This window comes from Micromonospora sp. CNZ303 (assembly GCF_004345505.1).
The window spans coordinates 44,807-58,760 of the sequence record NZ_SLVT01000017.1; the positions used below are offsets into that span (position 1 = coordinate 44,807).

General features: G+C 73.4%; 13 protein-coding genes. 6 read left to right on the forward strand and 7 right to left on the reverse strand.

Features of this window, described 5'->3' with window-relative positions; translation table 11 throughout:
* Window positions 1-168 precede the first annotated feature (168 nt).
* The 6 genes from EV374_RS23955 to EV374_RS23980 all read right to left on the reverse strand — a co-directional run bounded on the left by EV374_RS23955 (window position 169) and on the right by EV374_RS23980 (window position 8,860).
* The gene (locus tag EV374_RS23955; protein ID WP_132239033.1) at window positions 169-1,419 is read right to left on the reverse strand and encodes an MFS transporter; all 1,251 of its coding nucleotides are present in this window, start codon (window positions 1,417-1,419) and stop codon (window positions 169-171) included.
* Between the two features lie 36 nt (window positions 1,420-1,455).
* Window positions 1,456-2,217, reverse strand: a complete 762-nt coding sequence (narI, locus tag EV374_RS23960; RefSeq protein WP_132239035.1) for a respiratory nitrate reductase subunit gamma — start codon at window positions 2,215-2,217, stop codon at window positions 1,456-1,458.
* Window positions 2,214-2,840, reverse strand: a complete 627-nt coding sequence (gene narJ, locus EV374_RS23965) for a nitrate reductase molybdenum cofactor assembly chaperone (RefSeq protein ID WP_132239037.1) — start codon at window positions 2,838-2,840, stop codon at window positions 2,214-2,216. Before narJ ends, narI begins: the two co-directional genes overlap by 4 nt.
* Complete coding sequence (gene narH / locus EV374_RS23970; RefSeq protein ID WP_132239039.1) at window positions 2,837-4,531, reverse strand: nitrate reductase subunit beta; 1,695 nt, start codon at window positions 4,529-4,531, stop codon at window positions 2,837-2,839. Before narH ends, narJ begins: the two co-directional genes overlap by 4 nt.
* Window positions 4,531-8,196: a nitrate reductase subunit alpha gene (locus EV374_RS23975; protein ID WP_132239041.1), complete on the reverse strand. Its 3,666-nt coding sequence runs from the start codon at window positions 8,194-8,196 to the stop codon at window positions 4,531-4,533. The genes narH and EV374_RS23975 overlap by 1 nt, the downstream gene beginning before the upstream one ends.
* 223 nt (window positions 8,197-8,419) lie before the next feature.
* Entirely contained in the window at window positions 8,420-8,860 is a 441-nt protein-coding gene (locus EV374_RS23980) for a hemerythrin domain-containing protein (RefSeq protein WP_132239209.1), read from the reverse strand.
* 217 nt (window positions 8,861-9,077) lie between these two features.
* Here EV374_RS23980 and EV374_RS23985 point away from each other — a divergent pair, with 217 nt between their 5' ends.
* The 6 genes from EV374_RS23985 (at window position 9,078) to EV374_RS24010 (ending at window position 13,363) form a co-directional block, all read left to right on the forward strand.
* Window positions 9,078-9,284 (forward strand): hypothetical protein, encoded by a 207-nt coding sequence (locus EV374_RS23985; RefSeq protein WP_132239043.1) that lies wholly within the window; start codon window positions 9,078-9,080, stop codon window positions 9,282-9,284.
* A 155-nt stretch (window positions 9,285-9,439) separates the two neighbouring features.
* The gene (locus EV374_RS23990; protein ID WP_132239045.1) at window positions 9,440-10,210 is read left to right on the forward strand and encodes a rod shape-determining protein; all 771 of its coding nucleotides are present in this window, start codon (window positions 9,440-9,442) and stop codon (window positions 10,208-10,210) included.
* Window positions 10,211-10,313: 103 nt separating this feature from the next.
* Complete coding sequence (locus EV374_RS23995; RefSeq protein WP_132239047.1) at window positions 10,314-10,580, forward strand: cation:proton antiporter regulatory subunit; 267 nt, start codon at window positions 10,314-10,316, stop codon at window positions 10,578-10,580.
* A gap of 29 nt (window positions 10,581-10,609) precedes the next feature.
* Window positions 10,610-11,827: a D-arabinono-1,4-lactone oxidase gene (locus EV374_RS24000; protein ID WP_132239049.1), complete on the forward strand. Its 1,218-nt coding sequence runs from the start codon at window positions 10,610-10,612 to the stop codon at window positions 11,825-11,827.
* Window positions 11,827-12,201 (forward strand): sensory rhodopsin transducer, encoded by a 375-nt coding sequence (locus EV374_RS24005; protein ID WP_486484289.1) that lies wholly within the window; start codon window positions 11,827-11,829, stop codon window positions 12,199-12,201. Before EV374_RS24000 ends, EV374_RS24005 begins: the two co-directional genes overlap by 1 nt.
* A 34-nt stretch (window positions 12,202-12,235) precedes the next feature.
* Entirely contained in the window at window positions 12,236-13,363 is a 1,128-nt protein-coding gene (locus EV374_RS24010; protein WP_132239051.1) for an FUSC family protein, read from the forward strand.
* Between the two features lie 3 nt (window positions 13,364-13,366).
* On the opposite strand, the gene EV374_RS24015 is transcribed toward EV374_RS24010, so the two are convergent.
* Complete coding sequence (locus tag EV374_RS24015) at window positions 13,367-13,948, reverse strand: TetR/AcrR family transcriptional regulator (protein ID WP_132239053.1); 582 nt, start codon at window positions 13,946-13,948, stop codon at window positions 13,367-13,369.
* Window positions 13,949-13,954: the final 6 nt, after the last annotated feature.

Genomic DNA, 13,954 nt, shown 5'->3' on the forward strand with positions numbered 1-13,954 from the left:
GAATTTCCGGAAAAGTTTCGGTAGCCGCCGAGCCTGCCGCATCGGCGGGTTCGTAGTGCTCGCCAGGTCAGCGAAGAGACACAAAGGACGGCGGGCACCCGTGCTGATCTTCGTGCGATCAGGAGGAGTGCCCGCCGGTCGGATTTTCCGGGACGATTCCGTAACGCGTCAGGGGTCGCGCCTGGCCAGGCCGCCCATCTTTACCGCCGTGAACACCGCAGCGGCCAGCGCGACGTCGGAGAGCAGCATCAGACCGATCGCGTACGACCCCTGCACGCCGTACACCCAGCCCATCACCAGCGGCGGAACGAAGCCACCGAGCCCGCCGGCGGCGCCGACCAGTCCGGTGACCGCGCCCACCTGGTCGGCGGGGGCGACCCTGCCGACCAGGGCGAACACAGCCCCGCTGGACGCGCCGAGCAGCACCGCCATCCCGAGCAGCGCGACGGTTGCCACGGGCAGCAGGGCGGGCTCGAAGGCCTGCACCACCGCGAAGGCGGCCACCCCGGCGAAGCACCACACCAGCACCGGCACCGGGTGCAGCCGGTCGGAGAGCCAGCCGCCCAGCGGGCGGGCCAGGACGGCGAGGACCACGAACCCGGCGGTACGCAACGCGCCGTCGGCGGCGTCCAGGCCGTAGGCGGTGCCCAGGTACGCGGGCAGGTACACGCTGAAGGCCACGAACCCGCCGAAGCCGACCGCGTACAGGAAACACAACTGCCACGTCACGGTCAGCCGGCCCACCCTGGCCAGACGCGCCCACGCCGACCCGGTCGGCCGGACGCGCTCCGGTGCGTCACGCAGCAGCAGGAACGCCAGCACCGCGTAGCCGGCGAGGATCGCGGCCACCAGTAGGAAGGGCGCCCGGTCGCCGTAGGCGTCGGCGAGCCGGACGGTGGTGAAGTTGGCGATCGCCGTGCCGCCCATGCCGATGCCGAACACGCCGATGGCGAAGCCGCGCCGCGCGGGCGGGTACCAGCCGGAGACCAGCGGCACGCCGACGGCGAAGGCGGTGCCCCCGATGCCGAGGAAGAAGCCCGTCACGATCAGCGCCGGGTAGGAGGAGACCACGCTCAGGGTCAGCACCGGCCCGATCGTGGCGAGCGTGACCAGCGGGAAGACCACCCGGGCGCCGTAGCGGTCGGTGAGGGCGCCGACCGGGATGCGGCCCAGCGACCCGACCACCACCGGTACGGCCACCAGCAGCGACTGCGCGGCGAAGCTGAGGTCGAGGCGCTCCTTGATGCCCGGGCCGAGCGGTCCCAGCAGCGCCCAGCCCCAGAAGTTCACCAGGAAGCCGAGGGTGGCCAGGACGAGCTGGGTCGTGGCGCCGGACCTGCCCGGCGTCGCCGCCCCCGGGGAGGCCGTGCCCGGGGCCGGGGCGGTGCCGGTCGGCTGTCCGTCACGGGCGGTGCTCATCGCTGCCCTCCTCGAATCGTCCTGCTGTCGGCGCGTTCATCGGCCCGAGCGGTCGCGGCGCCCGCCCGGGGTGGGCAGCTTGGGCGGGCCCTCCCAGCCGGGGCGGGCCGGCCGCAGCCCGGGCCGGTCGTCCCGGCTGCGGTAGACGACGTACGGGCGGGTGGCGTAGCCGACCGGCGCGCTGAACGCGTGCACCAGCCGGGTGAACGGCCAGAACGCGAAGAGGGCGAACGCCGCCAGGATGTGGATCTGGAAGGCCACCGGCACGCCGGCCATGATCTCCGGGTCCGGGCTGAGGTAGAACAGCGACCGGAACCACGGCGAGATCGTCTCGCGGTAGTTGTAGCCGGGCCCGGACACGTTCGCCCGCACGGTGGCCCACAGGCCGAGCACGATCACGCCCGCGAGCACCACGTACATCGCCTTGTCGTTGCGGGTGGTGGCGGCGAAGACCGGGCCGGTGAGCCGCCGGCGGGCGATGAGGATGCCCAGGCCGATCAGGGTGCAGAAGCCGGCCACCGTGCCGATGAACACGGCCGTCAGGTGGTAGCCGTGCTCGGTGATCCCGACCGCCCCGGTCCACGACTCGGGGATCAGCAGGCCGCCCACGTGTCCGATCAGGACCATGAGCACCCCGAAGTGGAACAGCGGGCTGCCCCACCGCAGGATCGTGCTCTCGTAGAGCTGCGAGGAGCGCGTGGTCCAGCCGAACTTGTCGTACCGGTGGCGCCAGATCAGCCCACCGACCAGGACCACCAGGGACAGGTACGGGTACACGACCCACAGCAACGTGTTCATCGGTACGTTCCTCCGACGGTGGTGTCGACTACTCCGAACGGCTCCAGGCCGACCTGCTCCACCGGCGGGCCGCTGCGGGCCAGCCGGGCGGCGGCGGCGAGGTCCGCCGGGCCGGCGGGCGGCAGCATCTCCCGTACGGCCGCGACCGCCTGCCGGTACACGGACGTCTCCCGGCCCAGCGCCGCCACCAGCAGGTCGAGGCCGACCCGGTTGTCGCGCAGCAGCCGCCACCCGCCGTCGTCGGCGGCGGCCAGGTCGAGCACCGCGGGCAGGAAGTCGGGCAGCTCGCCGTCGACAACCTCCAGGCCCGCCCGCTTGTACGCGGCGGTGAAGCCGACGAGGGCCTCGCCGCGCTTACGGGTGTCCCCGCAGGTGTAGTACGTCAGGTGCAGGCAGCAGCGGCGGCGGAAGTCGAACAGCTCCACGTACGTCGACCGGAGCTGGCCGGGATCGGTGCCCTCGCGGTACGCGACCACCTCGCGCAGCGGGTCGGCGACCGCCGCCGGCAGCTCGTCGAGGGCGGCGCGCAACACGGGCAGCGCCGCCATGACCTCGTCGTCGGGGTAGCGCAGCAGCAGCGAGGCGGCCCGCGCCGCGACCGCCCGCCAGGTGGGTGCGCTCATCGTTGCTCCCCCTCCTGCCCGGCGTCGCCGGAGCGGGGCGGGAAGAGCCCTCTCGGGGTGCCCTTGCCGTCCCAGTTGAGCAGGTTCACCCGGCGCGGCTCGTCGCCGGGATCGGTGAACCTGTCGGCGGTCTGCCGGTCGCGCAGCATGTGGAACGTCTCCACCTGCACCGGCACCGGCGTGCCCGACGACTCCCCGAACGGGCCCTGCCCGTACGGGCCACCACCGCCCATGCCCGGGCCGCCCTCGTAGTCGAGGCTGCACTCGGTGGCGATCTTCTCCAGCCGGTGCGCGTCCTCGGCGTGCGCGGCGGGGATGACGTAGCGCTGTTCGTACTTGGCGATGGCCAGCAGCCGGTACATCTCGTCGACCTGCTCGCCGGTCATGCCCACGGCGGCGGCGATCGACTCGTCGGGCTCCTCGCCGAGGTTGATCCGGCGCTGGTACGACCGCATGGCCGCGAGCCGGTTGAGCACCTTGCGCACCGGGGCGGGATCGCCGGCGCTGAAGAGTTCGGCCAGGTACTCCACCGGGATGCGCAGCGCGTCGATCGCGCCGAAGAGGTTGCCCGCGTCCTCCGCGTCGTGGCCGGTCTCGCGCAGCACGTCGGCCACCGGCGACAGCGGCGGGATGTACCAGACCATCGGCATGGTCCGGTACTCCGGGTGCAGCGGCAACGCCACCTCGTACTTCATGATCAGATCCCAGATCGGGGAGCGCCGGGCGGCGTCGATCCAGTCGTCGGGGATGCCCGCCGCCCGGGCGGCCTCGACCACGGCCGGGTCGTGCGGGTCGAGGAAGACCGAGCGCTGGGCGGCGTACAGGTCCTCCTCGTCCTTGACGGCCGCGGCCTCGGCGACCCGGTCGACGTCGTAGAGCATCAGCCCCAGGTAGCGCAGCCGGCCCACGCACGTCTCGGAGCAGATGGTCGGCTGGCCGATCTCGATGCGCGGGAAGCAGAACGTGCACTTCTCGGCCTTGCCGGTGCGGTGGTTGAAGTAGACCTTCTTGTACGGGCAGCCGGTCACGCACATCCGCCAGCCCCGGCAGCGGTCCTGGTCGACCAGCACGATGCCGTCCTCGGCCCGCTTGTAGATCGCCCCCGACGGGCAGGACGCCGCGCAGGACGGGTTGAGGCAGTGCTCGCAGATGCGCGGCAGGAAGAACATGAACGTCTTCTCGAACTCCTGCTTCACCTGGCCGGAGACCTTCGCCAGCACCGGGTCGCCGGCGGCGATCTCGTTGCCGCCGGCGAGCGAGTCGTCCCAGTTGGCACTCCAGGTGATCTTCGTGTCCTGGCCGGTGAGCAGGGACTTCGGCCGGGCCACGGGCGTGTCGTCGCCCGCCGGCGCGGTCAGCAGGTGCTCGTAGTCGTACGTCCACGGCTCGTAGTAGTCCTGCATCGATGGCAGCTTCGGGTTGGCGAAGATGCCGAACAGCTTCTTCACCCGCCCGCCGGAGCGCGGCTTCAGCTTCCCCGAGCGGGTCCGCACCCAGCCGCCCTGCCACCGCTGCTGGTCCTCGTACGTGCGCGGGTAGCCCTGGCCGGGCCGGGTCTCCACGTTGTTGAACCAGACGTACTCCACCCCCGACCGGTTGGTCCACGCCTGCTTGCACGTCACCGAGCAGGTGTGGCAGCCGATGCACTTGTCGAGGTTCATCACCATCGCCATCTGGGCCATCACGCGCATCAGTACTGCACCTCCTGCGAACGGCGGCGGATCACGGTGACCTCGTCGCGCTGGTTGCCGGTGGGCCCGAGATAGTTGAACGCGAACGACAACTGGGCGTACCCGCCGATGAGGTGGGTGGGCTTGACCAGCAGCCGGGTCAGCGAGTTGTGGATGCCGCCGCGCCGGCCGTTGACCTCGGCCTTCGGCACGTCGATCACCCGTTCCTGGGCGTGGTACATGTAGACCGTCCCCTCGGGCATCTTGTGGCTGACCACGGCCCGGCAGACCACGACGCCGTTGCGGTTGACCGCCTCGATCCACTCGTTGTCCCGTACGCCGATCTTCGCGGCGTCGACCTCGCTCATCCACATCGTCGGCCCGCCCCGCGACAGCGTCAGCATCAGCAGGTTGTCCTGGTACTCCGAGTGGATCGACCACTTCGAGTGCGGCGTGAGGTACCGGACGGTGATCTCCAGCTCGCCGTTGCGGCCGAGTCTCGGCTCGCCGAAGAGCCGGTGCATGTCCAGCGGCGGGCGGAAGATCGGCAGCGCCTCGCCCGCCTCGTGCATCCAGTCGTGGTCGAGGAAGAAGTGCTGCCGCCCGGTGAGCGTGTGCCACGGCTTGAGCCGCTCGGTGTTGATGGTGAACGGCGAGTACCGCCGGCCGCCGTGCTCGCTGCCCGACCACTCCGGGCTCGTGATCACCGGCACCGGGCGGGACTGGGTGTCGGCGAAGGTGATCTGCTTGCCCTCGTGCTCGGCGGCCAGGTCCACCAGGCGTACGCCGGTGCGCTTCTCCACGTCCCGGAAGCCGGCGGTGGCGACGCGGCCGTTGGTGGTGCCGGAGAGAGCGAGGATCGCCTCGCAGGCGTGCACGTCCGTCGCCAGCGACGGCCGCCCGTCGGCCGCGCCGCCGCGCACCTCGCCGTTCTTGCGGCGCAGGTACGCCACCTCCGGCCGCACGTCCACCGCCACCCCCTTGCCGGACGTGCCGAGGGTGTCCATCAGCGGGCCGAGCGCGGCCAGCTTGTCGGCGACCGCGCTGTAGTCGCGTTCGACCACCAGCAGCTTCGGCATCGTGCGGCCGGGCACCGGCGTCTCGCCCTCGGCCGCCCAGTCGCGCACCCGCCCGTGCGGGGTCGCCATCGCGTCCGGGGTGTCGTGCAGCAGCGGCGCCGCGACGAGATCCCTGCGTACGCCGAGGTGGGTCGACGCCAGCTTCGAGAACGCACGGGCGATGCCGTGGAAGGCGTCGAAGTCGGTGCGGGTCTGCCACGGCGGGTTGATCGCCGGGGTGAACGCGTGCACGAAGGGGTGCATGTCGGTGCTGCTCAGGTCGTGCTTCTCGTACCAGGTGGCGGCCGGCAGCACGATGTCGGAGAAGAGCGTCGTGGAGGTCATCCGGAAGTCCAGCGACAGCAGCAGGTCGAGCTTGCCCTCCGGCGCGTCCCTGCGCCAGGTCACGTCCGCCGGCCGCAGCTCCGGCGGCGCCTCGTCGGCGCGCAGGTTGGCGTCGGTGCCGAGCAGGTGCCGCAGGAAGTACTCGTTGCCCTTCGCCGACGAGCCGAGCAGGTTGGCCCGCCACACGGTCAGCACCCGCGGCCAGTTCTCCGGCGCGTCCGGGTCGGTGCAGGCGAAGCGCACCCGCCCCTTGCCGAGCTGCTCGGCGACCCAGCCGGCCGGGTCGTCGGGGCGGGCGGCCAGCGCCTCGTCGGCCAGGTCGAGCGGGCTGCGGTCGAACGTCGGCATCGACGGCATCCAGCCCAGGCGCGCCGACTGGGCCAGCAGGTCCATGGTGTGCCTGCCGGCGAAGGCGCCCGTGCCGGTGGGGGAGGAGACCACGTCGGCGGAGTAGGTGTCGTAGCGCCACTGGTCGGTGTGCACGTACCAGAAGGCGGTGCCGATCATCTGCCGTGGCGGGCGGACCCAGTCCAGGCCGAACGCGAGCTGCGCCCAGCCGGTCGCCGGGCGGCACTTCTCCTGCCCGACGTAGTGCGCCCAGCCGCCGCCGTTGACGCCCTGACAGCCGGTGAGGGTGACCAGCGCCAGGATCGCCCGGTAGGTCGCGTCGGAGTGGAACCAGTGGTTCGTGCCCGCGCCGAGCAGGATCATCGACCGGCCGCCGGAGCGTTCCGCGTTGTCGGCGAACTCCCGCGCCACCCGGGCCACCTGCGCCGCCGGCACCCCGGTGATCGGCTCCTGCCACGCCGGCGTGTACGGCGACGCGACGTCGTCGTAGCCCGTCGGCCACTGCCCCGGTAGCCCGTCGCGGGCCACCCCGTACTGGGCCAGCAGCAGGTCGAACACGCTGGTCACGAGCTGGCCGTTCACAGTCCGCGTCGGCACGCCGCGGCGCAGCACCTGCGGGGTGTCGGTGTCGAAGCGGGGCAGCTCCACCTCGACCGCGTCGCCGGCACCGAGGCAGGTCAGGGCCGGTTCGATCTCGCCCAGGTCGAGGTTCCACTGGCCGTCCTGCCCGCCCCAGCGGTGCCCGAGGCTGCCGCGCGGCACGGCGGGGGCGTCGGTGGCCGAGTCCCACAGCACCGTCCTGAAGGCCGCCTCCTTCCCGGCCTCGCCCAGGTCCTCGGCGGTGAGGAACCTGCCCGGCCGGTACGCCCCGTCGGCCCCCGGCTCCAGCGTCACCAGGTACGGCAGGTCGGTGAAGCGGCGCACGTAGTCGACGAAGCGCGGGGTGCGCCGGTCGACGAAGAACTCCTTGAGGATCACGTGTCCCATCGCCATCGCCAGCGCGCCGTCGGTGCCCGGCTGGGCGGGCATCCACTCGTCGGCGAACTTGACGTTGTCGGCGAAGTCGGGGCTGACCACGACGACCTTCTGGCCCCGGTAGCGCGCCTCGGCCATCCAGTGCGCGTCCGGGGTGCGGGTCACCGGGACGTTGGAGCCCCACATGACGAAGTAGGAGGCGTCCCACCAGTCGCCGGACTCGGGCACGTCGGTCTGGTCGCCGAACACCTGCGGGGAGGCCACCGGCAGGTCCGCGTACCAGTCGTAGAAGGAGAGCATCGACCCGCCGAGCAGCGACACGAAGCGGGCCCCGACGGCGTGCGACACCATCGACATCGCCGGGATCGGGGAGAAGCCGGCCACGCGGTCCGGGCCGTACTCGGCGATCGTGTGCACGTGGGCGGCGGCGATCATCTCCTGCGCCTCGTCCCAGCCGATCCGCACCAGGCCGCCCTTGCCGCGCGCCTTCTGGTAGCGGCGGCGGCGCTCCGGGTCGGCCTGGATGTCCGCCCACGCGGCGACCGGGTCGCCGAGGCGGCGCTTGGCCTCGCGGTACATCTCGACCAGCACGCCCCGGGCGTACGGGTAGCGCACCCGGGTGGGGGAGTAGGTGTACCAGGAGAACGCCGCCCCCCGGGGGCAGCCGCGCGGCTCGTACTCCGGCCGGTCGGGGCCGACGCTCGGGTAGTCGGTCTGCTGCTGTTCCCAGGTGATGATGCCGTCCTTGACGTACACCTTCCAGGAGCACGAGCCGGTGCAGTTGACCCCGTGCGTGGAGCGCACCACCTTGTCGTAGGACGAGCGGTCCCGGTAGAAGGCGTCCGCCTCCCGCCCGCCGATCTGGTGCAGCGTCCGGCCGTCGGCGGACACCTCGGCCCGGCGCACCAGACCGCCCACGGCCAGCAGCGCCCGGCCGGCTCCCTCGGTAGCTCGTGACATAAGGCCCATCCCTCCGGTAGATCACCGTAAGCCCCACATTCGCGGCGAATGCGCCGGAGCGCAACCGAAGGCGGGGGCCCAGAGCCATCGTCGCGACCCGCCGCCCCGGGCAACCGGGCCGAAGGTCCCGAGATCATCGGGCCGTCCGGCGGCGGCCGGTCCCGCGCGCCGGACCGGCCGGCGTCACCGCCGCGTGCAGCGGCGGTGATCGCCCCGGTGCGCCCTACCGCGCGGCACCGGCCGCCGGGGTGATCCGGTCCCAGGCCGGGATGGGCAGCGCGATCACCGCGGCCGGAAAGAGGCCGTGCTCCTCGTTGTCGATGTGCCGGTGGAGCCGGTCCAGGGCGGCCAGCGCCGCCGGCCAGTCGGGCGCCGTGCGGTCCACGGCGCCGAGGACGCCGTGGATGTCCTCGTGCTCGGCGCAGAGCTTCGCCACCGCGTCGGCCATGCTGCCCTCCGCCCGCAACTCGACGAAGAGCCCCTCCTCCTCGATGGCGGTGTGCGGGACCAGCAGGGCCAGCAGCGCGTCGAGCGCCGCCAGCGCCTCCGCGCCGCCGGCCCGCACCGCGTCCCGCACCCGGCCCGCCGCGTTGGCGATCGCCTCATGCTCGGCGGAGAGCCGACCGATCAGGGGGAACTCCCGGCAGCCGCAGTAGTTGCACATGCTGATCATCTCCAGGATCCGGTGGCGTCCGGTCCCATCCTCGGCGCGGCGGCGGCACTGACGGCAGGGCCGACCGGCCCGGTCCGCCGGGGCGACGGGCCCGCCCCCGCCGCCGCCCCACCAACGCCCGATGTACGGCCGCTCGCCGTCGCCTGTAGGGCCCGCCCGCCAGGCGACGGCGTGGCTGGGCGGCAGGTCGCCCGGCTATGGTGGGCGCATGCAGGATCGGCACGGCCTCCGCCGCGCCGGCAAGCGGGTCTCGCTGCCGGCGCTGCTGATGCTGACCGTGCTGCTCATGGTGCTCTCCGCGGCCCGGTCCGTCGGGCTGTGCATCGTCTTCCGGAGCACGCGGCGGGCCATTCCCGGCTGCGTGCCCGCCTGGTCGGCCGACCGCGCTCCGCCCGGGCTGACGTTCGCCGTCTGAAGCCCGTCCGCCTCCCCGCGTCCTCGACGCGGGCCCGTGGCTTGGAGCACCATGCCGACCCTGCCGCACCCCCGATCCATCCTGTCCCCGTCCGTCGACGACGGACCCCGACCCGGGGCGTACGCCGTCGTCGCGGCCGTCCCACCCCGGGGGCGGTGACCGTGCTGACCCCCGGCGCGTACGCCCGCCTCGGCCTGCGCCATCCCGTCGCCCTCGACCTGGGCACCTCGACGGTGCGGATGTGGACGCCGACGTCCGGCACGGTCGTCGCCGAGCCCGCCGTCGTCGCGTGGAACTCGGCCGGCGCCCAGGCCGTCGGGCGGGCCGCCATCGCGCTGCGCGACACCGGCGACGTGAAGCTGGCGTGGCCGGTGCGGCACGGCGTGGTGACCGACTTCTTCGCCTGCGTACACCTGCTGCGGGTGGTGGCCGCGGCGAGCGGGCGGCCGGGCGACGACGTCTCCCCGGTCGTGGTCGGCGTGCCGGCCACCGCCACGCTGCGGCAGAAGGACCTCCTTGTCGCGGCGGTCCGCCACGCGTTCGGCGGGCGGGTCGCCACGGTGGAGGAGCCACTGGCCGCCGCCCTGGCCTGCCGGGCCGACCTCGACGGCGACGACGTGGTCGCCGTCGACATCGGACAGGGCCGCACCGAGATCGCCCACATCGCCGACCGCGCGGTCGAGGCGGCCGAGCGTGTCGACGTGCCCAACGCCCTCGACCAGGTGCCGCTGATCGCCGCCGCGGTACGACGCCTGGGCGCGCGGCCCGGGTGGCGGGGACGCCGCCGGCTGCTGATCACCGGCGGCGGGGCGGTGCATCCGGAACTCGGTGCCCGACTGGCCGCGCTGACCGGTCGGGTCGTCACGATGCCCGCCGATCCGCACCTGGCCACGCTCGCCGGCCTGCGCCTGCTGCTCACCGGCTGACCACAGGCGGTGCCGCACGGCGTCGTCACGACGGTGCCGTGCGGCCGTCCGCCGCCACCCACCGGCCGCCCACCGCCCCGGGACCGACACCTTGGAGCCTTCGATGGACGTCGAGCTGACCCCCCTGCCCGGTATCGGGCTGCGCCGTATGTTCACCACCGACGCGGGAGTGCGCGTCGGGGTGGTGACCCACCACGTCGGCGGCCGGCGTGAGCTGGTCTACCCCGACGGGGACGACCCCGACGCCACCCGCAGCATCACCCTCACCCACGACGAGGCCGTCGTGCTCGCCGGACTGCTGGGCCTGCTCGACGTCCTCGACGTCACCGGGCCCGGCGCCCTCACGACTACCTCACCCGGCGGCGGGTAAGCCGCCGGACCGGGCGCGGGGGAGGGGACGTGGGACGGAAGTTCGTGAACTGGTCCGGCAGCCTGTCGTTCACCCCCGCCGAGTACGCCGAGCCCGCCGACGAGGACGAGGTGCGGGCGCTGGTGCGGCGGGCCCGGGAGACCGGCACGACGCTGCGGCCGGTGGGCTCCGGGCACTCGTCCAGCCCGCTGGTGCGCACCGACGGGATCCTCGCCAGCCTCGACCGGCTCGCCGGGGTGATCGCCGACGACGGCGGGCTCGCCACGGTCCGCGCCGGCACCAAACTCAAGGCCCTCGGGGAGGGCCTGTACGACGCGGGGCTGGCGATGGACAACCTCGGGGACGTGGACTACCAGTCGATCGCCGGCGCGACCGCCACCGGCACCCACGGCACCGGCCTCGGCTTCGGCAACCTCTCCACCCAGGTCGCCGGCGTCCGGCTGGTCACCGGGACCGGCGACACGGTGGACGTCAGCGCGGACCACAACCCGGAGCTCCTGCCGGCGGCCCGCCTCTCCCTGGGGGCCCTCGGCGTCCTCACCCGGGTCACGCTGACCGTGCAGCCCCGCTACCAGCTGCACCGCCGATCCTGGTGCGCGCCTGTCGCCTGGACCCTGGAGCACCTCGCCGAGTTGCAGCACACCAACCGCAACATGGACTTCTACTGGTATCCCCGCAACGACCTGACCCAGGTCCGGGTCCTGAACCGGGTCGACCAGACGCCGGACGAGCGGGTGTGGCACGCGCCGCGGGTACCGGGCTCGGCGGCCGTGGACGAGCCCCGCGAGGTCCACGTGGCCCCCACCCACCGGGCCATCCCCCGCCACCGGGAGCTGCGGTTCGAGGAGATCGAGTACATGCTGCCGGTCGAGGCGTTGCCGGCCTGCTTCGCGGAGGTGCGGCGGCGCATCAGGCAGCGGCACCGCCGCGTCGCCGGCTGGCGGGTGCTGGTGCGCAGCATCGCCGCCGACGACATCTGGCTGAGCAACGCCTACGGCCGGCCGACCGCGACCATCGCCTGCCTGCAGAACACCTCCCTGCCGTACGAGGAGTACTTCCGGGACATGGAGGCGGTCTTCCGGCACCACGGCGGCCGGCCGCACTGGGGAAAGAAGCACTGGCTGACCGCCCGCGAGCTGCGTCCGCTCTATCCCCGCTGGGACGACTTCCAGGCGTTGCGTCGCCGACTGGACCCGGACGGGGTGTTCCTCACCCCGGACCTGGCCCGGCTGCTCGAGGAGGCGTGATGGCACAGCTCGGTGCCCGCACGTGGGTCGTCCCCGGCGGGCACGTGCCGTTCCCCGGTCACGGCCCCGAACCGGAGTTCACCAGCTTCGACCAGCTCTGCGTGCTCAACGCCACCGACCAGGAGACCGAGGTCAGCCTGGACGTCTACTACGAGGACGCCGAGCCCGTCGGGCCGTACCGGATCCTGGTCGGGGCGCGACGGATCCGGCACGTGCGGGTCAACGACCTGATCGACCCGGAGGCGGTCCGACTCGACCGTCCCTACGGCTGCCTGCTGCGTTCGCCGGTGCCGGTGGTGGTGCAGTTCCTGCGCCAGGACACCCGGCTGCCCGGGGTCGTCGCGCTGACCGGCGTCATGGCCCATCCCGCCTGACGTTCGGGGCCGGGCGGGCAGGGTAACCCCGGCCATGCGCATCGTGGGGGACGCGGCGGCGGCGGAGTCGGACTCCCGGCTGCGCCGTACCGGCCGGGAGACCTACCGGCGCCTGCAGTCGTACTTTCTCCTCGCGGTGCAGGCCGGTCTGGCCGCGGCCCTGGCCTGGGTGACGGCCCGCGAGGTGCTGGGCAACCAGGACCCGACCTTCGCCCCGGCCGCCGCGGTCGGTGTGATCGCGGCGGCCATCGGCAACCGCACCCGCCGCACCGTCGAGCTGATCGCCGGGGTGGTGCTCGGCATCGCCGTGGGTGACGTGCTGATCGGCCTGCTGGGCACCGGGCCGTGGCAGACCGGCGTCATCGTCTTCCTGGCGATCGCCGTGGCGGTGCTGGTCCGCGGCAGCGGAGCCCTCATGACCCAGGCCGGCGGTACGGGTGTGCTGGTGGCCACCCTCACCCCGAACAACCCCGACCTGGAGCTGCCCCGGACCGTCAACGCGCTGGTCGGGGGGCTGATCGGACTGCTGGTCGTGCTCGTCGTCGTCCCGCTGCATCCGCTGCGGACCGTGCGCCGCGTGGCCGACTCCGCGCTGGACCTCTTCGCCCGCCAGCTGACCGCGTCGGCGGAGGCGCTGGCCCGCGGCGACGCCCGCGCGGCGGAGGAGGTGCTCGACCGGATGCGCGCCGCAGAGCCCGAACTCGACCGGCTCAGCGAGGCCGTCGAGGCCGCCGAGGAGGTCACCAGGTTCTCGCCGCTGCGCTGGCGCCGCCGGCGGGCGCTGCGGGCGTACCGGCACGGCGTGGAGCACATGGAACGGGCCTTCCGCAACAGCCGCACCCTCGTGCGCCGCATCGGCACCGCCCTGCGCGACGACGAGCCGGTGCCGCCCGGCCTGCCCGCCGCCGTCGAGCGCTACGGCGAGGCCGTCCGGATGTTGCACCGCGAGTTCCTGGCCGCCCGGGAACCCGTCGGTGCGCGCGAGCGGGTGCTGGCGGCGGTGCGGGAGGCCGGCGAGGCGTGCCGTCAGGACATGGGGTTCTCGGGCACGATCGTCGTGTCCCAGCTGCGGACCATCGCCAACGACCTGCTGCGCGCCACGGGCGTCCCCCGCGACGAGGCGCGCCGGCTGGTGCGCCGGGCCGCCGCCGGACATCCGTGACGCTCAGCCCTGCTGTCGCAGGTAGGGGCCCAGCAGCTCCCGGGTGAGGGCGAGCACGGCGGCTTCCGAGGTGCCGTTCTCGATCATCTGTGAGGACGCGTAGACCACCGCCTGGATCAGCTCCGCCGCGGCGGCCGGGTCGCTCGCGCCGTGCTCGGCCAGGGCCGCCACCAGCGGCGTACGCAACTGGTCGTGCAGGACGCGGCTCTCCTCGGCGAGGACGGCGCCCGGCACGCTGGCGGCGAGCCCACGCATGACCGCGTGCTCCCCCTGGGCGACGAGGCGCAGGTTGGCCTCGACGTAGGCCATCACCCGCCCGCCGGGGTCGGTGGCCCGGTCCATCTGCTGCGTGACGTATGCCGACCACTCCGGGAACATGTCGGCGATGACGGCGTTGAGCAGGTCCTCCCGCGACTTGAAGTACTGGTAGACGCTGGGGCGCGCCAGGCCTGTCCGCTTGCCCACCTCGGCCAGGCTCGGCGCCTGCGCCCCGCTCTCCGCGAGGATCTCCCGGGCCGCCGCCAGGATCGCCCGCCGCTGCCGGGCCCGGTGCTCGGCCACCGTCGGCGCCTGGATCTTCGGCACGGGAAC

Bases quoted from the DNA above. Each gene is read 5' to 3' on its own strand.
- narH (WP_132239039.1), bottom strand. From the start codon at position 4,531: ATGCGCGTGATGGCCCAGATGGCGATGGTGATGAACCTCGACAAGTGC.
- EV374_RS23980 (WP_132239209.1), bottom strand. From the start codon at position 8,860: ATGTGCAACTACTGCGGCTGCCGGGAGTTCCCCCTGATCGGTCGGCTC.
- EV374_RS23995 (WP_132239047.1), top strand. From the start codon at position 10,314: ATGGACGTCGAGCTGACCCCCCTGCCCGGTATCGGGCTGCGCCGTATG.
- EV374_RS23975 (WP_132239041.1), bottom strand. From the start codon at position 8,196: ATGTCACGAGCTACCGAGGGAGCCGGCCGGGCGCTGCTGGCCGTGGGC.
- EV374_RS23985 (WP_132239043.1), top strand. From the start codon at position 9,078: ATGCAGGATCGGCACGGCCTCCGCCGCGCCGGCAAGCGGGTCTCGCTG.
- EV374_RS24010 (WP_132239051.1), top strand. From the start codon at position 12,236: ATGCGCATCGTGGGGGACGCGGCGGCGGCGGAGTCGGACTCCCGGCTG.
- narI (WP_132239035.1), bottom strand. From the start codon at position 2,217: ATGAACACGTTGCTGTGGGTCGTGTACCCGTACCTGTCCCTGGTGGTC.
- narJ (WP_132239037.1), bottom strand. From the start codon at position 2,840: ATGAGCGCACCCACCTGGCGGGCGGTCGCGGCGCGGGCCGCCTCGCTG.
- EV374_RS23955 (WP_132239033.1), bottom strand. From the start codon at position 1,419: ATGAGCACCGCCCGTGACGGACAGCCGACCGGCACCGCCCCGGCCCCG.
- EV374_RS24005 (WP_486484289.1), top strand. From the start codon at position 11,827: ATGGCACAGCTCGGTGCCCGCACGTGGGTCGTCCCCGGCGGGCACGTG.